General features: G+C 64.5%; 15 protein-coding genes. 14 read left to right on the top strand and 1 reads right to left on the bottom strand.

The features are described 5' to 3' along the window. Positions 1-28: 28 nt before the first annotated feature. The 12 genes from frr (at position 29) to lpxB (ending at position 11,389) form a co-directional block, all read left to right on the top strand. Positions 29-592, top strand: coding sequence for a ribosome recycling factor (gene frr, locus DAEP_RS0104365; protein WP_008554431.1), 564 nt, complete (start codon positions 29-31; stop codon positions 590-592). 9 nt (positions 593-601) lie between these two features. Next, positions 602-1,360 carry an undecaprenyl pyrophosphate synthase gene (locus tag DAEP_RS0104370; protein ID WP_008553864.1) on the top strand — a complete coding sequence of 253 codons (759 nt, stop codon included), beginning with the start codon at positions 602-604 and terminating at the stop codon, positions 1,358-1,360. After that, the gene (locus DAEP_RS0104375; RefSeq protein ID WP_008556211.1) at positions 1,357-2,133 is read left to right on the top strand and encodes a phosphatidate cytidylyltransferase; all 777 of its coding nucleotides are present in this window, start codon (positions 1,357-1,359) and stop codon (positions 2,131-2,133) included. Before DAEP_RS0104370 ends, DAEP_RS0104375 begins: the two co-directional genes overlap by 4 nt. 16 nt (positions 2,134-2,149) lie before the next feature. Beyond that, entirely contained in the window at positions 2,150-3,322 is a 1,173-nt protein-coding gene (gene dxr, locus DAEP_RS0104380; protein WP_008555429.1) for a 1-deoxy-D-xylulose-5-phosphate reductoisomerase, read from the top strand. Positions 3,323-3,326: 4 nt separating this feature from the next. After that, entirely contained in the window at positions 3,327-4,676 is a 1,350-nt protein-coding gene (gene rseP, locus DAEP_RS0104385; RefSeq protein ID WP_027243810.1) for an RIP metalloprotease RseP, read from the top strand. Between the two features lie 139 nt (positions 4,677-4,815). Continuing rightward, positions 4,816-4,941, top strand: coding sequence for a hypothetical protein (locus tag DAEP_RS24480; RefSeq protein WP_008557198.1), 126 nt, complete (start codon positions 4,816-4,818; stop codon positions 4,939-4,941). Between the two features lie 128 nt (positions 4,942-5,069). Then, positions 5,070-7,463, top strand: coding sequence for an outer membrane protein assembly factor BamA (bamA, locus tag DAEP_RS0104395; protein ID WP_027243811.1), 2,394 nt, complete (start codon positions 5,070-5,072; stop codon positions 7,461-7,463). 4 nt (positions 7,464-7,467) lie between these two features. Beyond that, positions 7,468-8,100 (top strand): OmpH/Skp family outer membrane protein, encoded by a 633-nt coding sequence (locus DAEP_RS0104400; protein WP_027243812.1) that lies wholly within the window; start codon positions 7,468-7,470, stop codon positions 8,098-8,100. Between the two features lie 75 nt (positions 8,101-8,175). Further along, the gene (gene fabZ / locus DAEP_RS0104405; RefSeq protein WP_008555409.1) at positions 8,176-8,646 is read left to right on the top strand and encodes a 3-hydroxyacyl-ACP dehydratase FabZ; all 471 of its coding nucleotides are present in this window, start codon (positions 8,176-8,178) and stop codon (positions 8,644-8,646) included. 1 nt (position 8,647) lies between these two features. Beyond that, entirely contained in the window at positions 8,648-9,433 is a 786-nt protein-coding gene (lpxA, locus tag DAEP_RS0104410) for an acyl-ACP--UDP-N-acetylglucosamine O-acyltransferase (RefSeq protein WP_027243813.1), read from the top strand. 4 nt (positions 9,434-9,437) lie between these two features. Next, positions 9,438-10,226 carry an LpxI family protein gene (locus DAEP_RS0104415; protein WP_008555042.1) on the top strand — a complete coding sequence of 263 codons (789 nt, stop codon included), beginning with the start codon at positions 9,438-9,440 and terminating at the stop codon, positions 10,224-10,226. After that, complete coding sequence (lpxB, locus tag DAEP_RS0104420) at positions 10,223-11,389, top strand: lipid-A-disaccharide synthase (RefSeq protein ID WP_027243814.1); 1,167 nt, start codon at positions 10,223-10,225, stop codon at positions 11,387-11,389. The genes DAEP_RS0104415 and lpxB overlap by 4 nt, the downstream gene beginning before the upstream one ends. Positions 11,390-11,665: 276 nt before the next feature. On the opposite strand, the gene mnmA is transcribed toward lpxB, so the two are convergent. Further along, positions 11,666-12,811 (bottom strand): tRNA 2-thiouridine(34) synthase MnmA, encoded by a 1,146-nt coding sequence (gene mnmA, locus DAEP_RS0104425; protein ID WP_008555483.1) that lies wholly within the window; start codon positions 12,809-12,811, stop codon positions 11,666-11,668. A 147-nt stretch (positions 12,812-12,958) separates the two neighbouring features. Here mnmA and sciP point away from each other — a divergent pair, with 147 nt between their 5' ends. Together sciP and ctrA are read left to right on the top strand one after the other, a co-directional pair. After that, positions 12,959-13,246: a CtrA inhibitor SciP gene (sciP, locus tag DAEP_RS0104430; protein WP_008557698.1), complete on the top strand. Its 288-nt coding sequence runs from the start codon at positions 12,959-12,961 to the stop codon at positions 13,244-13,246. 117 nt (positions 13,247-13,363) lie between these two features. Beyond that, the gene (gene ctrA, locus DAEP_RS0104435) at positions 13,364-14,083 is read left to right on the top strand and encodes a response regulator transcription factor CtrA (protein ID WP_008556381.1); all 720 of its coding nucleotides are present in this window, start codon (positions 13,364-13,366) and stop codon (positions 14,081-14,083) included. The last annotated feature ends 20 nt before the right edge of the window (positions 14,084-14,103 follow it).

Raw genomic sequence — 14,103 nt, forward strand, 5'->3', positions numbered from 1 at the left:
ACCGCCTCAGATAAGGGGAGAGAGCAGCATGTCTGATGATTTTGAACTGGATACCGACGATCTGAAACGCCGCATGGATGGCGCCATGGCCAACCTGCGCACCGAATTTGCCTCGCTGCGCACCGGCCGGGCCTCGGCCTCGATGCTGGAGCCGGTGATGGTGGATGCCTATGGCTCGATGACGCCGATCAACCAGGTCGGCACCGTGAACGTGCCGGAGCCGCGCATGGTCACCATCAACGTCTGGGACAAGGGCCTGGTCGGCAAAGTGGAAAAAGCGATCCGCGAATCCGGCCTGGGCATCAATCCGCAGCTCAACGGCACCATCATCATGCTGCCGATCCCGGAGCTGAACGAGGAGCGCCGCCGCGAGCTGGGCAAGGTGGCCGGCCACTACGCCGAACACGCCCGCGTGTCGATCCGCAACGTCCGCCGCGACGGCATGGACCAGATCAAGAAGGCGAAGGCCGACGGCATGTCGGAAGACGATCAGAAGTTCTGGGAGGCCGAGGTGCAGGAGCTGACCGACAAGATGATCAAGCATGTGGACGAGGCGCTTGAGACCAAGCAAGCCGAGATCATGCAGGTCTGACGGCGCATTATGCCGGGAGATGCAAATCCGCAGATGAGCCCCGCCGGACCGGTTCCGGCGGCCCGCTCCGGCCCGCGCCATGTGGCCATCATCATGGACGGCAATGGCCGCTGGGCGCAGGCCCGCGGGCGGCCTCGGCTGTTCGGCCACCATGCCGGCGCGCGCCGGGTTCGTGAAGTTGTCGAGTGCTGCCCAAGTCTGGGCGTGGAATACCTGACCATCTTTGCCTTCTCGACAGAGAACTGGAAGCGCACGCAGACCGAAGTCGCAGGTCTGATGAGCCTGTTCCGCCGCTATATATCCAAGGAGATGAACGCCTTGGCGGAAAAGAACGTCCGGGTGCGCTTTATCGGCGACCGGGTGCGGCTGGATGCCAAGCTGATCGACCTGATGGACAAGCTGGAGCGCAAGACCGAAGGCAACAGCGGCACCCAGCTGACCATCGCGCTGAACTATGGCGGCCGGGACGAGGTGGCGCGCGCCACCAAGCGGCTGGCGCGGGATGTGGCCGAGGGCCGGCTGGATCCTGAGGACGTCGATGAGGAAACCTTGCCGCGTTACCTGGACACCCATGTGCTGCCGGATCCGGATCTGGTGATCCGCACCAGCGGCGAGGCGCGGATTTCGAACTTCCTGCTGTGGCAGTCGGCCTACGCGGAGTATGAGTTCATCGACACCCTGTGGCCGGATTTCACGGCTGAGGAACTGGCGCGGCTCTGCGGCAGCTATGGCCGCCGCGACCGCCGGTTCGGGGCAGTCAAGACATGAGCGCTGACAAGGGCCGCTGGGCCGACCTTCTGCCGCGGGTTCTGTCGGCAATCGTGATGGTCCTGGCGGGCGGCTATGCGGTTTGGGCTGGCGGGCTGGTGTTTGATGCGGCGATCGCGCTGTGCTGCGGCGGCATGATCTGGGAACTGGTGCGGATGCTGGCGCCGGACCGCGGCGGCCTCGCGCTGCAGCTGGGCGCGGTCTCTGCCGCGGCGGTTCTGCTGGCGTCCCTTTTGCCGGTGATCTGGGTGGTGCCTTTGCTGGCAGCGCCGGTTGCAGCCGGGTTCAGCCAGTTTGATCGCAACCGCCATTATTTCTCCGGCTGCGCGATCTGGGTGCTGTTTGCCGGCTTCGGCTTTATCTGGCTGCGCGGCCAGATGGGGATCGAATGGATGCTGTGGCTGATTGGCGTCGTGGTGGCGACCGATGTGGCGGGCTACTTCGCGGGCAAGGCCATTGGCGGGCCTAAGTTCTGGCCGCGGGTCAGCCCCAAGAAAACCTGGAGCGGCACCGCCGCCGGCTGGCTGGCCGCTGCGCTGGTGGGGTCGGTGTTCGCCGCGCAAGTGGGTCTGGGTTTTGGGATCGTGGTCCTGTCGGTGCTGCTGTCGATGGCCAGCCAAGCGGGCGATGTGGCGGAAAGCGCGCTGAAGCGGAAGATGGGCGTCAAGGATTCCAGCGCGCTGATCCCGGGCCACGGCGGGCTGTTCGACCGGTTCGACGGGATGCTGGGCGCCGCGGCCATGTTCCTGGCCGTGACCGCCATCTGGGGATAACCAGGCAGGAAAAAGTATGCGGAAAGTTTCGATTTTCGGCGCCACCGGGTCGATCGGGCAAAACACGATCGACCTGATCCGGCGCGCGCCTGAAGCCTATGATGTGGTGGCGCTGACCGGCGGCGCCAATATCGCGCGGCTGGCAGAGGATGCCATCGCGCTGCGGGCGGATGTGGCAGTGACCGCCTATGACGACCGCCTGCCGGACCTGCGCGCGGCGCTGGCGGGGTCCGGCGTGGAGGCGGCCGCCGGGCAGGCGGCTCTGGTCGAGGCTGCCGCGCGCCCGGCAGACTGGATCATGTCGGCCATCGTCGGTGCGGCCGGCCTGGCGCCGGGGCTGGAGGCGCTCAAACACGGCACCACCCTGGCGCTGGCCAACAAGGAATCGCTGGTCTGCGCGGGCCGGCTGCTGCTGGAGACGGCCGAAAAGCACGGCGCCCGGCTGCTGCCGGTGGACAGCGAGCATTCGGCGGTGTTCCAGGGCCTCGTGGGCGAAGACATCGAGGCGGTCGAGCGGATCGTCATCACCGCCTCCGGCGGCGCGTTCCGCGACTGGCCGCTGGAGGATCTGCCGAACGCAACCCTTGCGCAGGCGTCCTCGCACCCCAACTGGGACATGGGACAGCGGATCACCATCGACAGCGCGTCGATGTTCAACAAGGCGCTGGAAGTCATTGAAACCCGGGAATACTTTGGCGTCCGCCCGGACCAGATCGAGGTGCTGGTGCATCCCGAATCTCTGGTTCATGCGCTGGTCGGCTTCAATGACGGGGCGCTGATGGCGCATCTGGGGGCCGCCGACATGCGGCACGCCATCGGCTATGCACTGCATTGGCCGGACCGCCAGCATCTGCCGGTGGAGCGGCTGGATCTGGCCCGCATCGGCCAGTTGAATTTCCGCGCCCCGGACCCCGCCCGCTATCCGGCGCTGCGCCAGGCTTACGAGGTGATGGAACGCGGCGGCATGATGGGTGCGGCCTTCAACGCCGCCAAGGAACAGGCGCTGGACGCGTTCATCGCAGGCCGCATCCCTTTCACCGGCATGGCGGCCGTAACCGAGGACGTGCTGGAGCGTTTCGCGGCAGAGAGCAGCCTCATTGATGCTGCCATGACACTTGATAACGTGACCCGGGTTGACCATCTCGCACGGCAAGAGGCTGCCAGGGCCGCAGAAAAACACATAGGGTAGATCTTTGGACATTTTTGCTTTTGTCCCGCAGTTTGGCGGTTTTCTTTATACAATCGCCAGCTTTGTCGTGGCGCTGTCGGTGATCGTGGCTGTGCATGAGTACGGCCACTACATCGTCGGCCGCTGGTCGGGCATTCACGCAGAAGTGTTCTCCCTCGGGTTCGGTCCCGTGCTGTGGAGCCGGGTGGACAAGCGTGGCACCCGCTGGCAGATCGCGGCGCTGCCTTTCGGTGGCTATGTGAAGTTCCTGGGCGATGCCGATGCGGCCTCGGGCAAGGATTCCGAGGCGATGCAGGCGGCCGCCGCCGACCCGGCGGCGCTGCGGCGGACCATGCATGGCGCGCCGCTGTGGGCCCGCTCTGCAACGGTTGCGGCCGGCCCTGTGTTCAATTTCGTGATGTCGGCCATCATCTTTGCCGCTGTGGCGATGTCGCAGGGGGTGATGCGCGATCCGCTGACCGTCGGGGACATGGCCCCGCTGGCTGGTGCCGAAAACGGGCTGCAGCAGGGGGATGAGCTGATCACCGTGGGCGGACTGGCCGTGCCGAGCTATCTGGACACCGAAGCTTGGGAAGATTTCCGCACAGCCCTGCCGCAGCAGCAGCCGCTGGAGTATCAGGTGCGCCGCGACGGGGCAGAGCTCAGCGTCAGCGGCCCGTATCTGTACCCGCCCTATGTGCGCGGCGTGGTGCCGCGCAGCGCGGCTTCGGATGCCGGGCTGCAGCCGGAGGATTTGATCGTCGCGGTGGATGGCACATCGCTGGTGTCCTTTGATCAGCTCAAGGAGCTGGTCGAAGCGGCGGACGGCAAGGTGCTGGTGCTGGATGTTCTGCGGGATGGCGAGACGGTCGAGATGGCCCTGGCGCCCCGGCGCACCGATGAACCGCTGCCGGACGGCGGCTTCACCACCCGCTGGCGGATCGGCATCATCGGCGGGCTGGCGTTTGAGCCTGCCGCCGATAAGGCCGGGCTGGGCGAGTCGCTGGCGGCGGGCACATACCAGGTCTGGGCAGTGGTCGAGACCTCCCTGTCAGGTCTGAAGCACATGATCACCGGGGCCATCAGCACCTGCAACCTGTCAGGGCCGATCGGCATTGCCGAAACCTCCGGCGCGATGGCCAGCCAGGGGGCAGAAAGCTTTATTCGCTTCATTGCGGTGCTGTCCACCGCGGTGGGGCTGTTGAACCTGTTCCCGGTGCCGGCGCTGGATGGCGGCCACCTGATGTTCTACGCCTATGAGGCCGTGGCGGGCCGTCCGCCCAGCGACCGGGCGGTGCGGGTGCTGATGTCGCTTGGCATTGCCATCGTACTGTCGCTGATGGTGTTTGCGCTTGGCAACGACCTGTTCTGCTGAGCGGGCCGGCAGCAGCGCCAAGGGGCGGCCACAGTGCCGCCCAACTGCCGCCACATTCCCACGTTAACGTTTTATCAATCCGCGCCGGCTGCGACAGCGCCGCGGCGCGGAGAGACTGACGTAAACTGGGGGATGACCGATGCAGACACTCTCGCACTCTTATCGCGGCCTTGGCCTGCTGATGCGGCTGAACTGGGACCGCGCGCTGACCGGATTTGCCATCCTTGGCGCGCTGACCGCCGGCACCTGGCTCGCCACCTTGTGATTCCCGCAACCGGCGCGCAAGCCCGCCGCGCCGGTTGCCGCCAGAATGCGCTTTGATAGTTTTGACAAGCGCTTTCAAACCCGGTACGCACTTGCCAAAGCTGCTAAAATAATCGGGTTGTAAAAAAGATGGTTTGGGGGAAAGTCGCAGGCAAGTCCTGTGGTGAGCGTAAGTCGGGCATCAATATCTTGTACCGGAAAGTTTCTGCTATTTCTCTGGCAGTTGCGCTGGGTTACGCGCTGGCGCCGCTGCCGGCGGAGGCGCAAAGCTACCGCTTCAATTCGGTGCAGGTGGAGGGCAATCAGCGGATTCAGACATCCACTGTTGTCGCCTATACCGGCATTGAGCGCGGCCAGACGGTCAGCGCAGGCGAACTGAACGATGCCTATCAGCGCATTCTTGACAGTGGCGTATTTGAAACAGTGGAAATCGTGCCGCGCGGCAGCACCCTGGTGATCAAGGTCACCGAGTTCCCGACCATCAACCAGATCAGTTTCGAGGGCAACCGCCGCCTCAAGGACGACGCGCTGAGCGACATCATCGAGTCCGCGCCGCGCCGGGTGTTCAGCCCCTCGCAGGCAGAGCGCGACGCCGCCCTGATTGCTGAAGCCTACAGCGTTCAGGGCCGTCTGGCCTCCCGCGTGACCCCGCGCATCATCCGCCGCAGCAACAACCGCGTCGACCTGGTGTTCGAGATTTCGGAAGGCGACACCGTCGAGGTGGAGCGCGTGTCCTTCACCGGCAACCGGGTCTATTCCGACCGCCGCCTGCGCCGGGTTCTGGAAACCAAGCAGGCCGGTCTGCTGCGCACCTTCATCCGCTCCGACACCCTGATCGAAGACCGGCTGGAATTCGACAAGCAGGTGCTGCGCGATTTCTACCTGTCGCGCGGCTATGTGGATTTCCGCGTCAACAGCGCCAATGCCGAAGTCACGCAGGAGCGTGACGCGGTGTTCCTGGTCGTCGACGTGACCGAGGGGCAGCAGTTCCGGTTCGGCAACATCTCGGTGACCAGCGAAATGCCGGAAGCCGACGCCGATCTGTTCAGCTCCACGCTGAAAATCCGTCCCGGTGTGGTCTATTCTCCGACCCTGGTCGAAAACGCGATCGACCGGATGGAAGGTCTGGCCGTCCGCAACGAGATCGACTTTCTGCGGGTCGAGCCGCGGGTCACACGCAACGACCGCGACCTGACGCTCGATATCGAATTCGTGCTGACGCGCGGGCCGCGTGTGTTTGTCGAGCGCATCGACATCGAAGGCAACACCACCACGCTGGACCGGGTGATCCGCCAGCAGTTCCGCTCTGTCGAAGGCGACCCGTTCAACCCGCGCTCGATCCGCAACAGCGCCGAGCGGATCCGGGCTCTGGGCTACTTCGCCAATGCCGATGTCGAGACCCGCGAGGGCAGCTCTTCAAATCAGGTGATCGTCGACGTGGACGTCGAGGAGCAGCCGACCGGTTCGCTGAACCTGGGCGGCGCCTACTCTGTCACCGACGGTTTCGGTGTCAGTGTCGGCCTGAGCGAAAACAACTTCTTGGGCCGCGGCCAGCGGCTGTCGTTCAACATCGCCACGGCGACGGAATCGGACTCCTACGTCCTGGGCTTCACCGAGCCCTATTTGCTGGGGCGCAAGCTGCGGTTTGACCTGGATCTTGGTTTGAATGAAACCGATTCCAGCTTCTCCGAATACAAAACCAAACGCGTTTTCTTCCGCCCGGCGCTGACGTTCGATACCGGCGAGGATTCGTCGGTGCAGGTCCGCTACACGTGGGACTCGGACGAGATGCTGTTCGATGATGATGACACCAACCAGAATCTGGCTGGCCCGGTCATCCGTAGCGAAATTGCGCAGGGAGAGCTGAATTCCAGCGCCTTCGGTGTCACCTACCGGTACGACAGCCGTTTGACCGGCCTCGATCCGAATGCCGGGTTCCTGGTCGAAGTCGGGGCAGATTACGCTGGCCTTGGCGGGGACTCCGAATACATCAAGGCAACCACCAAGCTGGTTGCGCAGCGCCGCATCTGGAATGAGGAAGTCACGATCCGCGCCACGGTTGAGGCCGGCGCGTTCCAATGGCAAGGCGGCGGCAACAGCCGCACGATCGACCGCTTTGTTCTGACCCCTTCTGTCATGCGGGGCTTTGAACCTGGCGGCATCGGCCCGCGGGATCAGGGGTCTGGCAATCCGAACGGAGGCAACTACAATGACTTCCTGGGTGGCAATTATTATGCGGTAGCGCGCTTCGATGCGGAGTTCCCGCTGGGCCTGCCGGAAGAACTGGGGCTGCGCGGCGGCTTGTTCTATGACGTCGGCGGCCTCTGGGGATTGCAGGATGTGAACACCCTGGCGACCGACCAGATTGTGGGTAACGAACAGTCCTTCCGTCACGTTGTCGGGTTCTCGCTCTTGTGGACCACCGGCTTTGGCCCGCTGCGGTTCAACTTCTCCAAAGCTCTCAAGAAAGAGGACTTTGACGAGGAGCAAGCCTTTGACCTGACCCTGCAGGCGAGGTTCTGATCTGGTGCGGCGGCAGGCTCCCGGCCGTTGGGCGGCGCGCGGTCTCGCCGTGGCGCTGGCCTGTTTCGGGGCTGCTCCCGCTATTGCGCAGGACGCGGCGCAACCGGCGCCGGGGCCGGGGCGCGGTTACCAGCTGGGGCTGCCGCAAAGCGGCATCCTCACCATTCAGCCCGAGCGGCTGTTCTCCGAAAGCGCCTTTGGCAAGCGGGTAGAGCGGGAGATGGAGGCGGAAGGTGCGGTGCTGACCGCCGAAAACCGCCGTATCGAGGCCGAGCTGCGCCGCGAGGAGCTGGACCTGACGGAGCGCCGCACCGGGATGGAGCCGCAGGCGTTCCGCGCGCTGGCCGATGCCTTTGATCAGAAAGTGCAGGACACCCGCCGCCGCCAGGAGCAGAAACTGCGCGAAATCACCCAGATGGGCGAGGACGCCCGGCGCGAGTTCATCAGCGCCTCGCTGCCGGTGCTGCAGCAGATCCTGCAAGAAACCGGGGCCGGAGCAATCCTCGATCACGCCTCGGTGTTCCTGAGCGCGGATGCCGCCGATATCACCAGCCTGGCCATCGCCCGGGTCGATGCGGTGCTGGGGGATGGCGCGGGGCAAGAGGATGGCGCAGGGCAAGAGGATGGCGATCGCTGATCCGGCGAACTTGCCCAAACGCCGCCTGCTTGCTAGGGACGGCGCAGCACATTTGAAGAATATGGGAAACCAACCATGACCACCGAGCTGCAAAGCGCTGACATTCAACTGATCCAGCGGATCCTGCCGCACCGCTATCCGTTCCTGCTGGTCGACAAGGTGGTCGATATCGACAGCTACAAATCGGCCCGCGGCATCAAGAATGTCACCATGAACGAGCCGCACTTCCAGGGCCATTTCCCGGGCACGCCGATCATGCCGGGTGTCACCATCGTCGAGGCGATGGCGCAGACCGCAGGCGTCATGCTGGGCGTTGGCATGGATATGGTCGATACCGACCTGCTGATCTATTTCATGAACATCGACAAGTGCAAATTCCGCCGCAAGGTGGTGCCGGGCGATGTGCTGGAGATGCATGTTGAGACCCTGCGCGGCAAGCCGGGCGGTAAGATTTTCAAGTTCCTGGGCCGTGCAACGGTCGGGGGGGAAGTGGCCGCAGAGGCTGAATTCACCGCGATGGTTGACCGCCAGGCCGAGGAAGGCTGAGATGAGAAAGATCCACCCCAGTGCCGTGATCGAAGAGGGCGCCAAGCTTGGAAAGGACTGCGAGATCGGCCCGTTCTGCGTGGTTGGCCCGGAGGCGGTTCTGGGGGACCGGGTTGTTCTGAAGTCCCATGTCGTCATCACCGGCGATACCGAGATCGGGGACGAGACGGTGGTCTTCCCCTTTGCCGTGCTGGGCGAGATCCCGCAGGACCTGAAGTTCAAGGGCGAGAAGTGCAAGACCGTGATCGGCAAGCGCAACCGCTTCCGCGAGCATGTGACGGTGAATGCCGGCACAGAGGGCGGCGGCGGCGTGACCCGCATCGGCGACGACGGCCTGTTCATGGCGGGCTGCCACATCGCCCATGACGCCCAGGTCGGCGACCGGGTGATCGTGGTGAACTCTGCTGCGGTGGCGGGCCACTGCGTGCTGGAGGACGATGTGATCATCGGCGGCCTGTCCGGCATTCACCAGTGGGTGCGGATCGGCAAGGGCGCGATCATCGGCGCGGTCACCATGGTGACCAACGACGTGATTCCCTATGGCCTGGTGCAGGCGCAGCGCGGCGAACTGGACGGGCTGAACCTGGTTGGCCTCAAACGCCGCGGCGTGGCGCGCAGCGACATCACCGCCTTGCGCGCCGCCTTCCAGATGCTGGCCCAGGGCGAAGGCACCTTCCAGGAGCGCGCCAAGCGGCTGGGGGATGAGACCGACAGCGCATACGTTCAGGAGATTGTTGCCTTCATCACGGGCGAAAGCGACCGCTCTTTCCTGACACCGGGAGGCTGACACCATGCTGGCTTTGATTGCAGGCACCGGCGGCTTGCCCGCCGAAGTGGCCGCCCGGGCGCCGGGCCGTCCGCTGATCTGTGCGATGGCGGGGTCGGAACCGGATGCGGTCGACCCTGAGATTACCTTCCGGTTCGAACAGCTGGGGTCTTTTCTCGAACGGCTCAAGGCTGCGGAGGTCACCGAAATCTGCATGGCAGGCGCGGTGCAGCGGCCGAATATCGACCCTTCGGCCATTGATGCGGCCACCCTGCCGCTGGTGCCGGTCCTGCAAGGGGCGCTGGCCGCGGGCGATGATGGTGCCCTGCGGGCGATCATCGGCATTTTCGAGCAGGCTGGCTTTGCCGTGCGGGCCGCGCATGAGGTGGCACCCGATCTTCTGATGGCGGCGGGCGTGCCGACCAAGGTGCAGCCGGGCGAGCTGGACAAAGCGGATGCGGAGCGCGGTGCGGAGATCGTCGCCGCCATGTCCGCCGCCGACATCGGCCAGTCCTGCGCCGTGCGCAAGCGGCAGGCGATTGCGGTGGAAAATGTCTTTGGCACCGACTGGATGCTGGCCGCACTGGCGCAGCGCCCGGACGGGCAGGGCGGACTGCTGTTCAAGGCACCCAAGCCCGCGCAGGACCGCCGCGCCGATCTGCCGGCAATCGGCGTGGAAACCGTGGAAGCTGCCGCCAGGGCGGGCCTTTCCGGCATCGTGCTGGAGGCGGGCGGCGTCATCGTGCTGGATCAGGATGCGGTGATTGCGGCCTGCGACCGGCTGGGCCTGTACCTGTGGCTGCGGCGGCCGTGAGCCTGCGGGTGTTCATCCTGGCCGGGGAGCCTTCGGGCGACCGGCTGGGCGGAGCGCTGATGGCGGGGCTGAAACAGCTGGCGCCTGGCGTCAGCTTCGACGGCATCGGCGGGGCGCTGATGGCGGAACAGGGGCTGTCCTCCCGCTTTCCGATGGACGAGCTGTCGGTGATGGGGCTGGCAGAGGTGCTGCCCAAATACCGACACCTGAAGCGCCGCATCCGGGAAACCGCGGAGGCCGTCCTTGAGACAAAACCGGATGTTCTGATCACTATCGACAGCCCGGACTTTTCCTTGCGCGTCGCGAGGCTGGTCAAGGAACAAAGCAGCATCCGCACCGTCCACTACGTCGCGCCCTCGGTCTGGGCCTGGCGGCCCAAGCGGGCCGGGAAGATGGCGGAAGTGATCGACCATGTGCTGGCGCTCTTGCCATTTGAGCCGCCTTACATGGAGGCCACAGGCATGGACTGCGACTTTGTCGGCCACCCGGTGGTTGCCGAACCGCAGGCCACGGGGGCGGAGATCGCCGCCTTCCGCACGGAGTTTGGTCTGGGCGAGTCGCCTTTTGTGCTGGCGCTGCCCGGCTCGCGGCGGTCCGAAGTCGCGCGGCTGGCACTGGATTTCGGCGGCGCGCTGCACCGCTTCACGGCGCAGCACCCGGATTTCCGGATCGTCGTGCCCGCAGCCGCGCCGGTGGCCGGGCTGGTGCAGGACGCGCTGAAAGACTGGCCAGCGGGTACGGTGCTGGTCGATCCCAACCGGTTTGAGACAGCCACTGCCAAGACGCACAAGCGCGCAGCCTTTGCTGCGGCGGATCTGGCGCTGGCCGCCTCCGGCACCGTCTCGCTGGAGCTGGCCGCCGCCCGCACCCCGATGGTGATCGCCTACAAGTTCCAGTGGCTGACTTGGCAGATCATGAAGCGCATGGCGCTGATCGACACGGTGACGCTGGTCAACCTGGTGAGCGAGACCCGCGTGGTGCCGGAATGCCTGGGGCCGGAGTGCACGCCGGAGACCATTGCCGCCCGGCTGAACGCACTGGCAGCAAACCCAAGCGCGCAGCTGGACGCGATGGAACTGACCATGCAGCGCCTCGGCCAAGGCGGGGAAGACCCCGGGCTGCGCGCGGCGCGGGCCGTTCTGGACCGGTTGCCCGGACGCTGACGAAGAAGCGCGCCGGAGGCTGGAGCCTCCGGCGCGCGGCTTCTGGTGGCGCGGGCGCTGACGCCCCCGCGCGGGGCTTGCCGCGCCGGTCCAGCAGAACTCTGACGGCCGGGCAGAGAAGTGGCGTTGGATCTTTTTTCGCTGAGAAGCCCCTAAGGGCAGGTCTGCCCTCAGGCGCCAATCCGATTATGGCTTGAAGCTGCCGCGTCAAGGGCAAGCCGCGCGTGCCGTGCGGAGGCCGCGCCTCCCTTGACCCGGAGTTGCGGGCGTGGCGGCTCAGTAACCGCGCCAGATCCAGCCGCCGCCGAAGATGCGGGAGCCTTCGCTGGCATAGAACACGCAGGCCTGGCCGGGGGAGATGCCTTCCTCCGGGGTCAGCAGTTCCACCTCGGCAGTTGTGTCCGTCAGCGGCCGGATGATCGCCTCGCGCGGGGGGCGGGTGGAGCGGACCTTGACCTTCAGGTGCCATTCGTCCCGGCTGGTGAAAGGTTCATCGCCCAGCCAGTTGATCTCGCGCACCGGAATGGTGCGGGTGGCCAAGAGCTCCTTGGGACCGACAACCACCTGTTTCTTGTCCACATCCAGCTTCACCACATAAAGCGGTTCGGACAGGCCGCCGATGCCAAGGCCGCGGCGCTGGCCGATGGTGTAGTGGATGACGCCCTCGTGGCTGCCCAGCACCCGGCCGTCCGAATGAACGATCTCTCCCGGTTCCGCTGCGCCGGGGCGCAGTTTCTCGATCACCGAGGCATAGTTTCCGTCCGGCACAAAGCAGATGTCCTGGCTGTCGGGCTTATCCGCCACCGCCAGCCCGTACTGGGCCGCCATTTCGCGCGTTGCGTCCTTGGAGGGCAGGTGCCCCAGCGGGAAGCGCAGGTAATCCAGCTGCTCCGGGGTGGTGGAGAACAGGAAATAGCTTTGGTCGCGGTTGGCATCCTCGGCGCTGTGCAGCTCCGGCCCGTTCGGACCCATCTTGCGCTGGATGTAATGGCCGGTGGCCATGCAGTCGGCCTCCAGATCCTTGGCGGTTTCCAGCAGGTCCTTGAACTTCACCCGCTCGTTGCAGCGGATGCAGGGCACCGGAGTCGCGCCCGCCAGATAGCTGTCGGCGAACTCGTCAATCACGGCATCCTTAAAAATGTTCTCATAATCCAGGACGTAATGCGGGAAGCCGCGTTCCTCCGCCACACGGCGCGCGTCGTGGATATCGATCCCCGCGCAGCAGGCGCCCTTCTTCGCCAGCGCCGCCCCGTGATCGTAAAGCTGCAGCGTCACACCGACCACGTCATAGCCCTGATCGGCCAGATATGCCGCCACAACAGAGCTGTCGACGCCGCCGGACATGGCCACCACCACCCGGGTTTCAGAGGGCGGTTTGGCAAAGCCGAGCGAGTTCACGGTGGTGTTGTGGTCCAGCGCCATGGGGCAGCTCCTGAAGGCAAGGGGGCAGGCGCCGCAGAATATAGGAAAATCCTAACGACTCTCAAGGGGTGTGGTTCACGGCCCGTTAAGCCTGATCGGAAATTCTTTTTCCAGACCAAAACGAAAAGATCTTCAAAGGGAAGACGGATGTTTTTGAAGAAAGTCGACGGCCCGCGGGCAGTCACCCTGCCGGACGGGACCATCATGACCCGGGCGGATTTGCCGCCGGAAACGACCAAGCGCTGGGTCGCCTCGCGCAAGGCTGCGGTTGTGCGCGGCGTGCTTTACGGTCTGCTGCCGCAGACCGAGGCGATGCGCCGCTACGGGCTGAGCGAGGAGGAATTCCGCAGCTGGGTTGCCGCTGTTGCCGACCACGGTGAAGAAGCGCTGAAAACAACACGGTTGAAGAAATTCCGCAATCCGGACGCAAAATAGATAGGGCCGCCCTTGAGTTGAATTCGTAAATTAACCATCATGGTAACGGGCCATTAACTTTTTTCCACCAAGGTTAACGAGACCTGAGGGAAACAGTGTACAGGCGGAGAATATAATATGCGCATTCTTTTGGTTGAGGATGATCCGACCACGGCGAAAAGCATCGAGCTGATGCTGACCCACGCCAACCTGAACGTCTATTCGACGGATCTGGGCGAGGAGGGGATCGATCTGGCCAAGCTCTACGACTATGACCTGATCCTGCTGGATCTGGGGCTGCCGGATATGAACGGCCATGAGGTGCTGCGCCAGCTGCGCATGTCCCGCATCGAAACGCCCATTCTGATTCTGTCCGGAGCCGACGATACCGACAACAAAATCAAGGGGTTCGGCTTTGGTGCGGACGACTATCTGACCAAGCCCTTCCACCGCGAGGAACTGGTGGCGCGGATCCATGCGATCATCCGCCGGTCCAAGGGCCATTCGCAGTCGATCATCAAGACCGGTAAGATCTCGGTCAACCTGGATGCCAAAACGGTTGAGGCCGATGGCAAGGCGGTGCATCTGACCGGCAAGGAATACCAGATGCTGGAGCTGCTGTCCTTGCGCAAAGGCACCACGCTGACCAAGGAAATGTTCCTCAACCATCTCTATGGCGGCATGGATGAGCCGGAACTGAAAATCATCGACGTTTTCATCTGCAAGTTGCGCAAGAAACTCAGCAACGCGACCGGCGGCGAAAACTATATCGAAACCGTCTGGGGCCGCGGCTATGTGCTGCGTGATCCGCAGGAGGATCATATGTCCGGCGGCCAGCGGATGGCAGTCGGCGCTTGAAAGAATGACCTTCCGGACGG

Source organism: Leisingera daeponensis DSM 23529 (genome assembly GCF_000473145.1).
In the GTDB taxonomy this organism is placed as follows: domain Bacteria; phylum Pseudomonadota; class Alphaproteobacteria; order Rhodobacterales; family Rhodobacteraceae; genus Leisingera; species Leisingera daeponensis.

Excerpts from the sequence above, each read along its gene's own strand:
- frr (WP_008554431.1), top strand. The coding sequence starts at position 29 with ATGTCTGATGATTTTGAACTGGATACCGACGATCTGAAACGCCGCATG.
- DAEP_RS0104370 (WP_008553864.1), top strand. The coding sequence starts at position 602 with ATGCCGGGAGATGCAAATCCGCAGATGAGCCCCGCCGGACCGGTTCCG.
- DAEP_RS0104375 (WP_008556211.1), top strand. The coding sequence starts at position 1,357 with ATGAGCGCTGACAAGGGCCGCTGGGCCGACCTTCTGCCGCGGGTTCTG.
- dxr (WP_008555429.1), top strand. The coding sequence starts at position 2,150 with ATGCGGAAAGTTTCGATTTTCGGCGCCACCGGGTCGATCGGGCAAAAC.
- DAEP_RS24480 (WP_008557198.1), top strand. The coding sequence starts at position 4,816 with ATGCAGACACTCTCGCACTCTTATCGCGGCCTTGGCCTGCTGATGCGG.
- bamA (WP_027243811.1), top strand. The coding sequence starts at position 5,070 with ATGGTTTGGGGGAAAGTCGCAGGCAAGTCCTGTGGTGAGCGTAAGTCG.
- fabZ (WP_008555409.1), top strand. The coding sequence starts at position 8,176 with ATGACCACCGAGCTGCAAAGCGCTGACATTCAACTGATCCAGCGGATC.
- lpxA (WP_027243813.1), top strand. The coding sequence starts at position 8,648 with ATGAGAAAGATCCACCCCAGTGCCGTGATCGAAGAGGGCGCCAAGCTT.
- DAEP_RS0104415 (WP_008555042.1), top strand. The coding sequence starts at position 9,438 with ATGCTGGCTTTGATTGCAGGCACCGGCGGCTTGCCCGCCGAAGTGGCC.
- mnmA (WP_008555483.1), bottom strand. The coding sequence starts at position 12,811 with ATGGCGCTGGACCACAACACCACCGTGAACTCGCTCGGCTTTGCCAAA.
- sciP (WP_008557698.1), top strand. The coding sequence starts at position 12,959 with ATGTTTTTGAAGAAAGTCGACGGCCCGCGGGCAGTCACCCTGCCGGAC.
- ctrA (WP_008556381.1), top strand. The coding sequence starts at position 13,364 with ATGCGCATTCTTTTGGTTGAGGATGATCCGACCACGGCGAAAAGCATC.